We start from the raw sequence: 13,119 nt of genomic DNA, 5'->3' as shown, positions 1-13,119 counted from the left end.
GGTAACATCCGTTCCATGCATTTACAAATTAAGAGCCTATCTCCAATGACAACAAAGTTAATGAACCGTTTCATTATAGCTATGACTGCCCTGACGCTAAGTGGTTGTGTTAGCTACAGCGTGACTGAGCAAGAAATGACGAACTACCTTCAAGATTCGGTGATGTTAGAGCAGGAAGTGGGTGTACAAAACGTTATGTATGCGCAAGTTGCTGTCGATGACTTAGCGGTAAAAATTGGTCGAGCTGATGCCGAGCGTGTTTCTGTACTGGCGAATACCAATGCAAAAGTTCAGGTGTTCAACATGCCTAATATGGGGTTGGATTTGGACATCGAATTCAGCGCAGTCCCTGAATACGACAAAGAAAGTGGCGAGGTGTATTTAAAGTCACTGCGACTAGAGCGCTTTGAGGAGAAGGGAAAGCAGCTTTCTCCTGAAATAGCGAAATTACTCAAACCCGCCGTATCGATGATCGGCTTTGCATTGTCTCAGTCTCCGGTATACAAACTGGACAACAATAAAGTGCAAGAGTCGTTGATTAAGTCATCTGAACCCAATCTGGTGATTAAAGACAATAAGCTAGTTATTGAGTTGTTTGACTAATTCGTTTTAAATTCGAATCTGTATTATGGCTATCTTTCGGGTAGCCATTTTTTATGACCCTAGTTAATTATCACCTCACTTTATTGCCAATCACTTTATTAAAATCAGATCGTTACCATTCAAAATAATGACAGCTCAAATAGTTGATGTTCGCATTCAAAGTTCTGCCAATTCTTAATTGGTGAAGACGGTAAGCTGTGGTTATGATGAAGTTAAAGTGAACTTCATTTATTTGTGATCACCATGGACAGGGTAACAATGAGAAACATCGTATATTTGACGATAGGGCAATTATCGGAGCGCAGCGGTGTGGCTCCTTCGGCATTGCGCTTTTATGAAACCAAAGGGTTGATTGCTTCGATTCGTACTAACGGAAATCAACGCCGTTATCAGTCGGCGATGTTGAGACGAATAGCATTGATACAAGTGGCGCAGTCGATAGGTTTCACGCTGGAAGAGATTACCGAAGAGTTATCTACCTTACCTATGAACCATACCGCGACTAAGCGAGATTGGGAGCGAGTTGCGAAGAAGTGGCAAGGACAACTCGACAGCAAAATGGCGCAGATTAAATCGCTACAAGAAAACCTAACCGGCTGTATCGGTTGCGGATGTTTGAGTATGCAGAAATGCCACTTGTTGAACCCTGAAGATATTTTGCATGATCAAGGGCAGGGCGCACAACGGATCGTTGAGTAGCCCTGACTTAAGGTTCCCTATTTGAGATCGTCGAATCCAATGCACTCAATCTGATGGTCAGCTAGCCACTGTTTTAGCTCTGGGCTAGTGAGAAGCTGATACTCTTCGACGCGTTTATCACTGTAGCTTGATAGTAATTTTAGCTCTTCATCAACACTAAGTGATGGGTGGCACATCAACTCGACAGTAGCGTTAGGCGTGGCAGTTTGGTAGCTCAACAGAATATCTTGCAAGTTGCTAAGAGAGACCCCGTCATCAAAAAAGCGCATGTCAAAAGCGCTAGGTGTCGGTACTAAGAGAGAATCTTGCCCGTTCACAATGTTGTCGATGCGTCTTACAGGCAGGCCAATCGTATTAGCTGATCGAGTAAACGCCGCTTTGAGAGGTTTAAATACGCCCCCAAAATGATGGCTATCGATATGGTTGATCTTTAAACCTGCATTGATAGCCGCTTGATATTGCGCGTTGAGCTCGAGCATCACCTCATCTTCATTCACATCTGATTTATCGAATAGGGTGACGTTGCAAAAGAAGTGGCCGTGTTCGTCGACTAAGCTCGGAACCTGCTCTGGTGGCGTCAGTGGTTTGCCTGCGGTGACCGTAAAGTGCAAGCCTACTTCCGGAACCAAACCTTGGTGATAAAGCTCAATGGCGTGTTGGGTTCCAGGTTGGTTCATCATGATGGTGGTTGACTTTACTACGCCTGCTTTGAAGCACTCAACAATGCCATGATTTACCGTTTCAGTGAGGCCGAAATCATCGGCGTTCAGTATTAGTTTCATCGTGACCTCTGGTGACTAAAATGGATTGTGAACAACTTGAATTAATCTAATTTCGACTGAGTTAATGTACATAAGGTTACTGCTCACTTTGTGTTGATCGATGAGCAAACGCAGGCATGAAGTCTAGGTTCTCTCGAATTGTTTCTAATAACGCCTCATCAATGTGTGAGCCGCTATCAACAATAGGATTAAGGATCAAAGCGCGTTTAGCTAATGCAATATCCCCCGTCATCGCGGCCTTCACTGTTAAGGTTTCAAACTCTTTCATTTGTTGGATTAGGCGTAACGTATCGCTATCAAAAGGTTCGACATTCAATGGAAGGATCGCGCTGTTAGTAATAACTGAGCTGACTTCTACCGCGCAGTCATCAGGAAGCCCTTGAATCGCCCCATTATTGCGAGTGTTAACGTGCATGATAGAACGCTTGTTGTTGTGAATACTGCTCATTAGTTCACAAGCTGCTTCAGAATAATGGGCCCCACCTCGTTCTTCTAATAATTTCGGTTTGGTATCCAGCATCGGGTCTCTGTAGATTTCGAGCAATTGTTGTTCAACTTTTGCAACCAAGTCGGCGCGATTTTCGCTCTTTTCAGACGCCGCAAATTCTTTGTCTAGAATATCTCGTGATTGGTAGTAGTAACGTAGGTAAGCGCACGGCACCAGGTTCAATGAGCGAATCAACTCGGCATCCCATTCAAAGGGTGGGATGTTTTTAGGCATCATTTGGTCATTGCCTCCGAGGAGTTGGTCTATCACTTCTTGGAGCTTGTCTTCGCCGTTATGAAGTACTTTTCGGGCCCACACTAGGTGATTCAAACCTGCGATTTGCATGGTGATGTCTTCGCGTACAGCGCCAAGCATTTTTGCTGCTCCGCGCTCCATGTTCACGGGGATATTGCACAAGCCGACCGTCTTGATGGTTGAGTGCTTAATCAAGGCCTCGGTAACCATACCTGATGGATTGGTAAAGTTGAGCAGCCACGCATTGGGGCAAAGTGCTTCCATCTCTTTGGCGATCTTTAATGCAATTGGTATGGTTCGACAAGCATTAGAGAAACCACCCAATCCGTTAGTTTCTTGCCCTATCATGCGATACTTTAATGCAATTCTTTCATCACGTAGCCTTGCTTCTATTCGACCAGCCCTAAATTGAGAACAGACAAAATTCGCGTCCACAAGCGCTGCTTTTCGGTCTGTCGTGAGGTGCACTGTGATGTCACAGTTCGCTTTTCTAATCATTCGCTGCGTCAAATCTGCAATCACTTGAGCTTTTTCCATACCTTCTTCGATATCGACAAGCCAAAGGTCAGAAATAGGTAATTCGTGATAGCGTTTTAGTAAGCCTTCGATCAGCTCAGGGGTGTAACTTGATCCACCACCAATGACCGCAACTTTGAGTTTTTGTGCTTGCTTCATTTGACTCACCATTATTATGTAGATTACATGGTTTAATCTATATGATGAGTAAGTACGTCTACAAACCAGTATTGATGATTTATGAATTAGTGAGGTTAATCTATGGGGCTGTTTGAAAATCGCCAACAAACATTGTCGTTGCTGCACACCTTCAGTGTGGCGGCTAAACATTTAAGCTTCACCCTTGCCGCCGATGAACTATTTCTGACTCAAGGTGGAGTCAGTCATCGCATCAAGAAACTTGAGCAGCAGCTTAAATTTAATCTATTTGTGCGTAAAACGAGAAAGCTAGAATTGACCCCAGAAGGACAACGCGTTCTCTCGATGCTGAGTGTCTCATTCGAATCTATTTTCTCTGAACTGATGGACATTCAAACTGGAGAGCTAAGTGGGGAGTTGTACATCGCGACATCGCCTTATTTTGCTTCCTCGTGGTTAATGCCACGCTTGCCAGAATTCAGACGCTTGTATCCGAATCTAAGCATCAAATTACAAACCAAACAGAACCAATCTGACTTTCAGTTTGAACCTTATGACGTGGCAATTTTCTACAGCGAGGGTCACTATCCGAATCATTATAGTGAGCGACTATTTTCAGGAATTAGAATGCCTGTATGCAGTCCTGAATATGCGAAGAGGTTCAATCTTGAGAAGGGCTTGCAACAATTGGATAGTGTGCAGTTTATTCATAGTGGAGACGTGACGGCTTGGCAGCGTTGGTTGGAAGCGGCTCAAAGTGAGGTTGATTGTACTCTAAAGTGTGATTACTACAGTGACAACCGTATAGCGATGGACGCGGCAAGGTTATCGATGGGTGTAGCACTAGGAAGACTCGAGTTTGCGACAACTCAAATTGAACAGGGTGGGTTGGTTGCTCCTTTTATGAGTATTGAGTCGGGTAAAGGTTACGATCTTGTATGTCCGAAAGGGATGGAGCAACGGACTAAGTTTCAAGTGTTTACTCAATGGGTTAAGCAGCAGTTATGACAGAATAGCATGCCTAGACAAAAGCGAATTTAAGGTCTAGTTTGGGTGGTTCTTTCTTTCAATAAAAAGAGGTGAGTTATGTTCAGCCATGTTTTTCTCGGAACCGAAGATATTGAACGTGCGAAGTCGTTCTATGATCCAATTATGAAGATGCTTGGTTACAACGAAGGCTCAATCGATCCTAAAGGGCGTTGTGTTTACGTGAGCAAAACGGGTGTACTAGGTTTAACCAAACCGATTGATGGTCAGCCAGCGACTTATGGCAATGGTATGACGGTAGGATTCTTGGCGAGTTCACCAGAAATGGTGGATGAATGGCATCGCATCGGCGTCGAAAATGGTGGTACTAGCATTGAAGGTGGCCCCGGAGCGAGAGGTTCTGACGAGCGTCGCTTGTACATGGCTTACTTGCGAGACCCTGATGGAAACAAGATTTGTGCAACTCACTTTATGTCATAGTTAACTTTATGCCACAGTGGCGTATAATTAAGTCATATTGATTGTTCAGGGTTAGTTTATGATGCTCTGAACTAACACGTTATTTTAAAGACTGGCTGACTATTGCAAAGGACTTGCTAGATGAAACCGAATGAACTGTTTTATGAAAGCTTTGAGCGTTGCCGGATTGATCAAGAATTCTTGGAAAGCTTTCTGGCAGACTTCTGCGAGCATAACCCAAGGTTTTCAGAACGTTTTGAAAAGATAGGGTTAGAGCAGCAAACTAAGATGCTTAAGGCCTCGATCATTCTTATTTATAATTCCTCTGGTCTGCCAAGTGTGCGGAACTCGGTCAAGAAACTGGGGAAAAGGCACAAAGATTTGGGGTTGGACATTTCAGAAATTGAATTAAACGAATGGTTTAATTCGCTGCTCAATACGGTTAAAAAGTACGATCCTCATTATGATGAGAACGTAGAACGAGCTTGGGCAGAAACGCTGGATGCTGGTCTAACGATCATGAAAAAAGAGTGTGTTGAAAAATAAGATAAGCTTCGCATAACAACACGAGGTTTATCTTATTTTTAAAATGATGGCTTTTAATTCATTGCCCTAAATGGTTTTTATTCAGGGTAATGAATATGTTGGCTTAAAAGGTAAAGCCGGCTTGTACACCCCAAACTGAGTCCTTGGTATACCAACTGCTTTCACTGCCGATCTCATATCCATCAAACCCTACACGAGTCAACAGCTTGGAGTTGCCAAACAATGGTTTTGATGACTTGTACTCTGCGCCGATACCGTAAGTTAAGCCAAAATTACTATGAGAACCTTTATGAACTTCATTTCCTTTGCTAGAGCTATACACCAACTTTGTATCTGAGTGTGAATAGAAAGCACCAAACTTGCCCAAAATAGCAAAATTTTCACTGAAACTGTGTTTGTACACAGGCGTCAATGAGAGCGTTAAGGTGTCGAACTCTTGCTTTCGTTGTACTGTCTCGTTGTTGCTGTAATCAACGTAACTGTCTTTGTCATCGACGCTGGTAATAAACAATGTTGATTCTACATACCAGTTACTTTGTGCGATCTGGCTGCCCAGTGTGAACTGACCACCGACATCACCACTATCCATACCAACACCGCCCAAAACATACATTTCATTTGCTGCAATCGCTGAAGTTGACGTAATGCCCGTAACTGATGCAATCGTAAGCGCCGCTAAGACTAATTTTTTCATTTTATTCTCTAAGGTTCGTAAATTTCGGGAGAGGATTCTAGCGACATTTTAAAAATAAAAAACACTGTTCAAATAAGATGTGACGGATTAAAGAAAGATTAAAAAGGTAAAGAGGGCGGTTTTGTTATTAGAGTCTAAATATTAGATTTTTTTAGATGTGTTGAATGTTTTGATAATGATATCTAGTAATTGATTATTAATGGTTTTTTGGTTTGCTTTGCTCGTTTTTATTGCATTGATTTTAAGCTCTAGCAATTGATCCATCGCTAGAGCTTAGTACCGTTGGAATACACACTTTAATCTAAATTAAATTCTTTAAATCAAATGCGACTTCAATAGTGTTCTATCAGTGTGTGATAAGTGTTTTAAAAGTGAGCAGCCCACCCAACAAGGAAGCCTTGTGAAGCGGTATCGTATTCAAAGGTACCTTTATTCTCGTAATCAACCCAAGTGGATTTATACGCCAGATTTAAATCCGACCAGTCGTTAATTTGATAGCGAGCGCCGGTTAGTATAGAGCTAGTAAAATCGGTGTCAGCACCAAGGCCGATATCTAAGCTGGTGTGCACTGTCCAATCTTTACTGAGTTCTTTGGTCCAGCGAATACCAACAAGGTAATCGATCCAGTCTTCATTTAAAGACCGAGAGTTGATTGTTGTACCATCGTTTTTATAAAGCCTTGAGTCAATATCATTGTCCCACCAACGTATACCCACCATATAATCAATCATGCCGATATCGTATTGATAGCGTTTAAAGCCTTTCGCTTCTAAAACCCCCTGCCTTATATCGAGCTTACCGTTAAGGATTCCCGCATTGCCGATTACTGAGTCAGATTTGCCACTTAGTTTCATGTAGCTGTAGTCGAAATAGTAACCCCACTGATTGTCATAAATGCCCTCTAAGCGCAGCATTGCACCCATATCGATATGATCCATGATGAACGCAGGATCAACATCGACATCTGTGGATATTTTTCCAATCGTACTATCACCACGAATATTTAAAGCAAGCGCATAAATTTCTATGCTGTGTTGCCACTTTTTCGTGTCCGATTGTGAACTTGCTTCTTGTGCATTTACGGTTGAACTCGCAGCCAACACTGATGCGATTAGGTAATGCCATTTAGCCATATTGATATCCTTATCTGGTTTGAAGAGTGCACACTATAAATGTATGTATTAATTAGCCATTTTCTATATATGCAACTTGTATATTGCTGATTGTAGACTATGTTTTTTAAAAAGAGCCAAATTTAAAGAGTGGGAATATGAAGCTACAAAGTGTTTTCTTGTTGGTAGCGGTTTTAGGCTTAACGCCTATTGCGTTGTCTTACGGCTACGCCCCCGTTATTTCTATGGATTATCTTTTCGGAATTGATGCTAGTTCTATCAACGTGACTCATATTTTTCGAGCCGTGATGGGGCTGTATTTAGCACTGGCTTTATTTTGGGTTAGTGGCGCATTGATAAAAAAGTATCGACTGCCAGCGCTTTATAGTTTGGTGGTTTTTATGTTGGGTTTGGCTGCAGGCCGAGTGATTAGTTTAGTCTTAGATGGAATGCCGCACTGGCTGCTTTTTGTCTATCTAATTTTAGAGCTTGGCTTTGGTTTGGTCGGAATAAAAATGATTCACAAAGAACAATCTGAAACAATATAAGGACATTATATGAAAGGGATTTTTCACCTTCTTACCTTGAGCGTGTTGAGTAGCTTTTCGCTATCGGCATGGTCGGCACAAGAACAACCTAATATCTTCGTCATTTTCACCGATGATATTGGCATCTCAAACCTGAGCGCTTATCACAATGGCGTGATGAGTAGCGAAACACCAAACATCGATAGTATTGCTGAGAAGGGAATGCTTCTGACAGACTACTATGCGCAGCCATCTTGTACCGCGGGTCGTTCTGCTTTCTTAACCGGGCAATTACCAGTTAGAACCGGAATGCACTCTGTTGGGTTACCTGGTGGTCCCGTTGGTTTAAGTGCGGATACGCCAACGCTTCCAGAGATGCTCAAAACGATGGGGTATGTGACTGGGCAATTTGGTAAAAACCACCTTGGTGATAGAGATGAATTCTTACCGACAATGCACGGTTTTGATGAGTATTGGGGTTGGTTGTATCACTTGAATGCGATGGAATATACCGAAGATCCAGATTGGCCAAAAGATGGCTCTTTGGATGCCTTTGCACCTCGTAATGTTATTTACGCGAAATCAGATGGCAAAGGTGGCCAAACGATCGAAGACGATGGTGCATTGTCGATTGAGCGTATGCGTACACTCGACGATGAAGTAAATAAGCATGCTATCAATTTCATTGAACGAGCCGTAGAAGCGGATAAACCATTCTTTACTTGGTACTGCCCATCTCGTGGCCATGTATGGACGCATCTTTCTCCTGAATATGAAGCGATGCTTGGCCAAAACGGTTGGGGGCTGCAAGAAGTGGTCATGAAAGATCTTGATGACCACGTCGGGGAAATGATGGCGAAAATGGAAGAGTTAGGCATCGCCGATAACACCATTATCATTTTCACTGCAGACAACGGCCCTGAGATCATGACTTGGCCTGATGGCGGCATGACGCCTTTCCATGGTGAAAAAGGTACCACTTGGGAAGGTGGCGTAAGAGCGCCTGCATTGGTGAGTTGGCCGGGTAAAATCCCTGCGGGTAGCGTAGGCAATGGCATCTTTGATGGTATGGACTGGTTACCCACTCTGGTCGCTGCGGCTGGTGGTCCAACGGATCTAAAAGAGAAAATGCTGAAAGGTCACGATGGCTTTAAAGCGCACCTTGATGGTTACAACCAAGTGGACATGCTAACAGAGAAAGGCGAGTCTAATCGTAAAGAGATCTACTACTACGAACGAGACAAGCTACAAGCGGTTCGTATTGGCGATTGGAAGGCGCACTTTGTGGTCCAAAATCATGGCTGGAGTGGTCCGAAAGAGGAGCTAAACGCACCGTTACTCTTTAACTTGCGTCGTGACCCGTATGAGCGAGCGGCAGAAGAGTCGGGCATGTACTTGAAGTGGATGGGGCAAAAAATGTGGGCATTTGGTCCTGCACAAGCTGCTGTCCAACAACATCTAGCAACCTTCCAAGAGTGGCCCCCAGTGACACCAGATTTACCAGCTGAGAAAACAGGTGGTGTGGGTAACTAATACGCACTTGTCTCAAGTAGTTGGGGCAGAAAAGGCTGAGTAGAAATACAAAATCCCGTTGGAGACTCTAATCGTCGCCAACGGGATTTTTGTATTTTGGTTGTTTAAAAGCTTGTTTTAATCATGCAAAAAAGCTGAAGAAAACGCTATTTTGCTTTCAACGTAGTGTTACGTTCTACAAATTGAACCGGCACCATTAATTTCACTAAGCTGGTGTCTTGCTCTTGAATCTGGCTAACGACAATCTTCACGGACTCACGTGCAAGGCGTCGGAAATCCTGCTTGAAAGTGGTCAATTGGTAGTTCAGCCACTGAGTTTGTGGGATGTCATCAAACCCAATCACTTGCAGATCTTCTGGGATACGGAGCTCGAACTCTAAACGAGCCACGTCCATCACTGCCATAGCGAGATTGTCCGTCGCACAAAATATGGCTTCAGGATGAGAAGCTTCTTTGAACATGGCTCTGATGATCTCGAGTGAATCAAGGTAATCGTAGTCAGCTTCAATCACGCGAGCCTGTTTGCCAGTTAAGTCTTCAAATTCTGTGCAGAAACCCACTTGGCGCTCGCCATTGGTAAATGTCGGGACGTTACCTGTGAGGTAAGTGGCTGACTTGATACCAAGTTTATGAAAGTGCTGAGCAGCAAATTGACCTGCAGCGTAGTTGTCGCTCACCACATGGCTACTCTTAGTCCCTTCAACAACACGCGCGAACTGAACGATAGGGATGTCGAACTCTTCACACTCTTCATAAAGCGACTTATTAAAGGTCGCAGAAGCGGCAATCACGCCATCAACACGGTACTGGAAGATGTTAGGAATAGAGTGGTTATCGTTTCCATCAACTTGCCAAGGAATCAATACCGCAGAGTACCCCTGTTTTTGTAGCTCAGTAGAGATAAGCTGCAGTGTTTTCATGTGAATAGGGTAGTCGGCATCTGGGAAAACTAAGCCAATCAATTTGGATTCATTTGTCGTCAGACTGCGGGCAAAGGCATTGGGACGATAATTCAACGATTTTGCTGCATCGAACACTTTCTGCTTGGTCTTTTCAGACACTGAACTGCCCGGTACAAATACGCGAGATACAGTTGATTGAGAAACGCCAGCAAGCTTAGCGACATCTTTAGAGGTGACGGTTGGCTTTGACGCCGTGGAGTGTTTTGGAGAGCTCATAGAAGATACTTTTGAACTAAATTGACAGTGCACAGAGTACCATAATTAGGTACGTATTCAAAAATACAATATGCCATGATGGGATGAAAAATAAGGGTTAATAGAGAATGTTGGATATTATTCTGGGTATGACCCAAAAAAAGCTCTGCATTAAGAGCAGAGCTTTGTTTAGCGAATTTGTGACTCGATTAACTGGGCGTTAGAAGTAGTAACGAATACCCGCAGCGAATTGGTCATCGCTGTTTTCGTAATGGTTACCTACGGACTTGTCGTTACCATTATCGAATTGGTATTCAGTCCATACTAAGAACTTGTTCTTCTTAAAGTGGTATTCAAGACCAGGGATAATCAACTGACGATCGTAGCCATTAGCGTTGTCGTCTGTGTCCGTTAAGTAGTTAACGTTAAAGGTTGGACGCAGACCGTTTTCAAAGTGGTAGTAAGTGAAGAATTCAGCACCACGGTGGTCGTAAAATTCGGCTTTGCTGGTGGTTTCCCAATTTGAACCTTGGCTGTAGGTGAAACCAACGAATAGGCCATTATTGGTGTAGTTCACACCCAATAAACCAATACGTTGTGTATCGCCATCTTTGATGTTTTGAACGCCAGCATCGACATCGTCAAATTCATTCTGATGGTAAGCTAAACCAATGGTTAGGCCGTCAGTGATGGTGTAAAGCGTTGAAGCGCCCATACCGTTTTTCAGTGTTGCGGTTAAACCGTCAGCAAGGCCAACATCTTCACGAGTTGTCTGATAAGTGAAGCCGTATTTCCAGTTATCGTTGATGTTGTTGCGGTAAGTGATCGAGTTTTCCGCGCGGCCTGTACCAGAAGCAATACCCCAGTCAGAAAGGTTGTAGTAACCAGAACCACGTGAACCAAACACACGACCCATATCGGTAAACCAAGCTACATCGTAGAAGGTAGACCACTGTTTAGTACCCGCAGCGATCTTGCCGTATTTGTCGTGCTCTACACCTGCGTATAGAAGTCGGTCGTAAATATTGTCGCCGTTAGCACCTGAGTTGTAACCCCATTCGGCATGGCCAAAGCCAGTCCAGTCGTTGTCTAACCCCATTTGACCTTTAAGGCCGAAACGAGAACTACCGCTGTTCCATTCGCCATTATGATCGCCACCTTTATCTTGGTAACGAACGTCAAAACGGCCATCTAGAGTGAGGCTATCGCCTGCGTCATTGGTAAAAGTATGTGCAGCAAAAGCAGAACCCGACGTAAGCGCCGTCAGGATCACTGCTGAAAGAATCGACTTTTTCATTGTTATTCTCTTTATTCGAGCCGTAGAAAGCCGCCGTGCTTTCAAGCTCGTTATATTAGTAATGGTTTGGCAGGGTGTACCCCATCCATGAGGCACTAATTGGATCAATTATTGGTGGAGCAATTATTGATTGGTGAAGCAATTAATTGATTGAAGCATTGATTGGTAGAGCACTTACTAGGAGCGAGAAGGGTCTCCCAGTAAGCGTGGAAACCTAAATCAGATGTCTATTTAGGTTGCCACTATTTCGTTTCAATTTTTTGGATTAAAGCGTTTCGATTACAGCGTTGGGTTCATGATAGATGAAGTGCGTTCGAACACGTCTAGACCTTGCTGCTGTAGCCAGTAAGGAAGGTCAATAAGAACCCAGTTCTCAGACAGCTTGTCACCGTCACGGTAGTAAACGTCAACCACTTGCATGTTTGCGCGTACTTCGCCGCCAGTCATACCTAGGAAGCCACCTGTAGGGGTGTTTGATAGGTTTGGCCAACCGAAGAAACAAGAGAAGTTACCTTCAGCGAAACGACAAACGTGGCCGTTGAATTTCTTGTCTTTCAGGTTGTTACGGAAAGGAAGTTGGTGCTGTTGTTGGTAACGAGGAATCGTGTAAGACGCGCCGATACCACAAGGGCCGTACCAAATCATGTCTTTTGACCAGCTCTTCGCTAGCACTTCTGGTGGGCAACCCATTGCGCCACTGTCGTTAAGTGCAGAAAGGTCATCTACCATCTTGTTCACTAGAGCCAGTGTCGCAACGCCTTCTTCTGGAGCCGCATCTTCAAACAACAGGCCATCATGATTACGTGGGCCAGGGTAAACGAAGTGCTTACCTGTTGATGGTGGAAGTGGGTAGCAGCCCGCTTGGTCCATCATGCCTAGTAGATCTAGGAACAGGCCAGTTTTTGTGATTTTGCCGTCAACAACACAGTTAAATTCTGCATAGCGAACGTTCATGATCTTGCCAGTAGGGCGCATGCCTAGGTATTCAGCGTCGAATAGACCCATGAAGTGACCCATGCTCATTACCCAAATTTCATCTGGGTTAACTTCGTTGTTACCGCCGATGAAGATATCTTGACGACGCTGCATGCGTGTCATTGATTTCATCATTGGTGCCCAGAATACGTCAGCCGCTGCTTGTGCGCCTTCTTGCTCACGGAATGGGTAAACACCACGCCACAAGTAATCTTCAGAAGTGTGTGCTTTTAAAACTTCAGCCACGTTCTCGTGAGTAGCGTTTTCGATAGCGTCAAAGTAATCGCGAACAATGCGTTTAGCTTCTTGATATTTAGACATAGTAAATTCTCTTTTTTGTTGTCGAGCCAAC

General features: G+C 43.9%; 14 protein-coding genes. 7 read left to right on the top strand and 7 right to left on the bottom strand.

What is annotated here, in order from left to right:
• Nucleotides 1-45 precede the first annotated feature (45 nt).
• Both OCV36_RS10965 and soxR read left to right on the top strand, forming a co-directional pair.
• The gene (locus OCV36_RS10965) at nucleotides 46-603 is read left to right on the top strand and encodes a DUF1439 domain-containing protein (protein WP_135458956.1); all 558 of its coding nucleotides are present in this window, start codon (nucleotides 46-48) and stop codon (nucleotides 601-603) included.
• A gap of 258 nt (nucleotides 604-861) precedes the next feature.
• On the top strand, nucleotides 862-1,302 hold the full coding sequence (gene soxR, locus OCV36_RS10960) for a redox-sensitive transcriptional activator SoxR (protein ID WP_017073537.1): 441 nt from the start codon (nucleotides 862-864) through the stop codon (nucleotides 1,300-1,302).
• Between the two features lie 17 nt (nucleotides 1,303-1,319).
• Here the strand turns inward: soxR and OCV36_RS10955 are convergent, their stop codons facing one another.
• Nucleotides 1,320-2,084: a carbohydrate deacetylase gene (locus tag OCV36_RS10955; RefSeq protein ID WP_135458954.1), complete on the bottom strand. Its 765-nt coding sequence runs from the start codon at nucleotides 2,082-2,084 to the stop codon at nucleotides 1,320-1,322.
• Between the two features lie 76 nt (nucleotides 2,085-2,160).
• Nucleotides 2,161-3,501 (bottom strand): 6-phospho-beta-glucosidase, encoded by a 1,341-nt coding sequence (locus OCV36_RS10950; RefSeq protein WP_135458952.1) that lies wholly within the window; start codon nucleotides 3,499-3,501, stop codon nucleotides 2,161-2,163.
• A 102-nt stretch (nucleotides 3,502-3,603) separates the two neighbouring features.
• Here OCV36_RS10950 and OCV36_RS10945 point away from each other — a divergent pair, with 102 nt between their 5' ends.
• The 3 genes from OCV36_RS10945 to OCV36_RS10935 all read left to right on the top strand — a co-directional run bounded on the left by OCV36_RS10945 (nucleotide 3,604) and on the right by OCV36_RS10935 (nucleotide 5,472).
• Nucleotides 3,604-4,488: a LysR substrate-binding domain-containing protein gene (locus OCV36_RS10945; RefSeq protein ID WP_135458950.1), complete on the top strand. Its 885-nt coding sequence runs from the start codon at nucleotides 3,604-3,606 to the stop codon at nucleotides 4,486-4,488.
• Nucleotides 4,489-4,566: 78 nt separating this feature from the next.
• A complete protein-coding gene (locus OCV36_RS10940) occupies nucleotides 4,567-4,947 on the top strand; it encodes a VOC family protein (RefSeq protein WP_135458948.1) in 381 nt (126 codons plus the stop codon).
• A 120-nt stretch (nucleotides 4,948-5,067) separates the two neighbouring features.
• Nucleotides 5,068-5,472 (top strand): globin family protein, encoded by a 405-nt coding sequence (locus OCV36_RS10935; protein ID WP_010439685.1) that lies wholly within the window; start codon nucleotides 5,068-5,070, stop codon nucleotides 5,470-5,472.
• Between the two features lie 103 nt (nucleotides 5,473-5,575).
• Here the strand turns inward: OCV36_RS10935 and OCV36_RS10930 are convergent, their stop codons facing one another.
• A complete protein-coding gene (locus OCV36_RS10930) occupies nucleotides 5,576-6,166 on the bottom strand; it encodes a hypothetical protein (RefSeq protein ID WP_135458946.1) in 591 nt (196 codons plus the stop codon).
• Between the two features lie 365 nt (nucleotides 6,167-6,531).
• Nucleotides 6,532-7,299 carry a hypothetical protein gene (locus tag OCV36_RS10925; protein WP_017073531.1) on the bottom strand — a complete coding sequence of 256 codons (768 nt, stop codon included), beginning with the start codon at nucleotides 7,297-7,299 and terminating at the stop codon, nucleotides 6,532-6,534.
• Nucleotides 7,300-7,436: 137 nt separating this feature from the next.
• On the opposite strand from OCV36_RS10925, the gene OCV36_RS10920 reads away from it, so the two are divergent.
• Nucleotides 7,437-7,826: a DUF4345 domain-containing protein gene (locus OCV36_RS10920; protein ID WP_016768515.1), complete on the top strand. Its 390-nt coding sequence runs from the start codon at nucleotides 7,437-7,439 to the stop codon at nucleotides 7,824-7,826.
• A gap of 9 nt (nucleotides 7,827-7,835) precedes the next feature.
• Nucleotides 7,836-9,338, top strand: coding sequence for an arylsulfatase (locus tag OCV36_RS10915; RefSeq protein ID WP_016785700.1), 1,503 nt, complete (start codon nucleotides 7,836-7,838; stop codon nucleotides 9,336-9,338).
• 146 nt (nucleotides 9,339-9,484) lie between these two features.
• On the opposite strand, the gene OCV36_RS10910 is transcribed toward OCV36_RS10915, so the two are convergent.
• The 3 genes from OCV36_RS10910 to OCV36_RS10900 all read right to left on the bottom strand — a co-directional run bounded on the left by OCV36_RS10910 (nucleotide 9,485) and on the right by OCV36_RS10900 (nucleotide 13,088).
• A complete protein-coding gene (locus OCV36_RS10910; RefSeq protein ID WP_135458944.1) occupies nucleotides 9,485-10,516 on the bottom strand; it encodes a LacI family DNA-binding transcriptional regulator in 1,032 nt (343 codons plus the stop codon).
• Nucleotides 10,517-10,715: 199 nt separating this feature from the next.
• Nucleotides 10,716-11,792 carry a porin gene (locus OCV36_RS10905; RefSeq protein ID WP_135458942.1) on the bottom strand — a complete coding sequence of 359 codons (1,077 nt, stop codon included), beginning with the start codon at nucleotides 11,790-11,792 and terminating at the stop codon, nucleotides 10,716-10,718.
• Between the two features lie 279 nt (nucleotides 11,793-12,071).
• Nucleotides 12,072-13,088, bottom strand: a complete 1,017-nt coding sequence (locus OCV36_RS10900) for a nuclear transport factor 2 family protein (protein ID WP_004736372.1) — start codon at nucleotides 13,086-13,088, stop codon at nucleotides 12,072-12,074.
• Between the last annotated feature and the right edge of the window lie 31 nt (nucleotides 13,089-13,119).

It is taken from the genome of Vibrio echinoideorum, assembly GCF_024347455.1.
Lineage (GTDB): Bacteria > Pseudomonadota > Gammaproteobacteria > Enterobacterales > Vibrionaceae > Vibrio > Vibrio echinoideorum.
This window is presented reverse-complemented; position numbering and strand designations above follow the sequence as displayed.

Excerpts from the sequence above, each read along its gene's own strand:
- OCV36_RS10935 (WP_010439685.1), top strand. The coding sequence starts at position 5,068 with ATGAAACCGAATGAACTGTTTTATGAAAGCTTTGAGCGTTGCCGGATT.
- OCV36_RS10965 (WP_135458956.1), top strand. The coding sequence starts at position 46 with ATGACAACAAAGTTAATGAACCGTTTCATTATAGCTATGACTGCCCTG.
- OCV36_RS10930 (WP_135458946.1), bottom strand. The coding sequence starts at position 6,166 with ATGAAAAAATTAGTCTTAGCGGCGCTTACGATTGCATCAGTTACGGGC.
- OCV36_RS10940 (WP_135458948.1), top strand. The coding sequence starts at position 4,567 with ATGTTCAGCCATGTTTTTCTCGGAACCGAAGATATTGAACGTGCGAAG.
- OCV36_RS10925 (WP_017073531.1), bottom strand. The coding sequence starts at position 7,299 with ATGGCTAAATGGCATTACCTAATCGCATCAGTGTTGGCTGCGAGTTCA.
- OCV36_RS10920 (WP_016768515.1), top strand. The coding sequence starts at position 7,437 with ATGAAGCTACAAAGTGTTTTCTTGTTGGTAGCGGTTTTAGGCTTAACG.
- OCV36_RS10915 (WP_016785700.1), top strand. The coding sequence starts at position 7,836 with ATGAAAGGGATTTTTCACCTTCTTACCTTGAGCGTGTTGAGTAGCTTT.
- OCV36_RS10950 (WP_135458952.1), bottom strand. The coding sequence starts at position 3,501 with ATGAAGCAAGCACAAAAACTCAAAGTTGCGGTCATTGGTGGTGGATCA.
- OCV36_RS10955 (WP_135458954.1), bottom strand. The coding sequence starts at position 2,084 with ATGAAACTAATACTGAACGCCGATGATTTCGGCCTCACTGAAACGGTA.
- soxR (WP_017073537.1), top strand. The coding sequence starts at position 862 with ATGAGAAACATCGTATATTTGACGATAGGGCAATTATCGGAGCGCAGC.
- OCV36_RS10900 (WP_004736372.1), bottom strand. The coding sequence starts at position 13,088 with ATGTCTAAATATCAAGAAGCTAAACGCATTGTTCGCGATTACTTTGAC.
- OCV36_RS10905 (WP_135458942.1), bottom strand. The coding sequence starts at position 11,792 with ATGAAAAAGTCGATTCTTTCAGCAGTGATCCTGACGGCGCTTACGTCG.
- OCV36_RS10945 (WP_135458950.1), top strand. The coding sequence starts at position 3,604 with ATGGGGCTGTTTGAAAATCGCCAACAAACATTGTCGTTGCTGCACACC.
- OCV36_RS10910 (WP_135458944.1), bottom strand. The coding sequence starts at position 10,516 with ATGAGCTCTCCAAAACACTCCACGGCGTCAAAGCCAACCGTCACCTCT.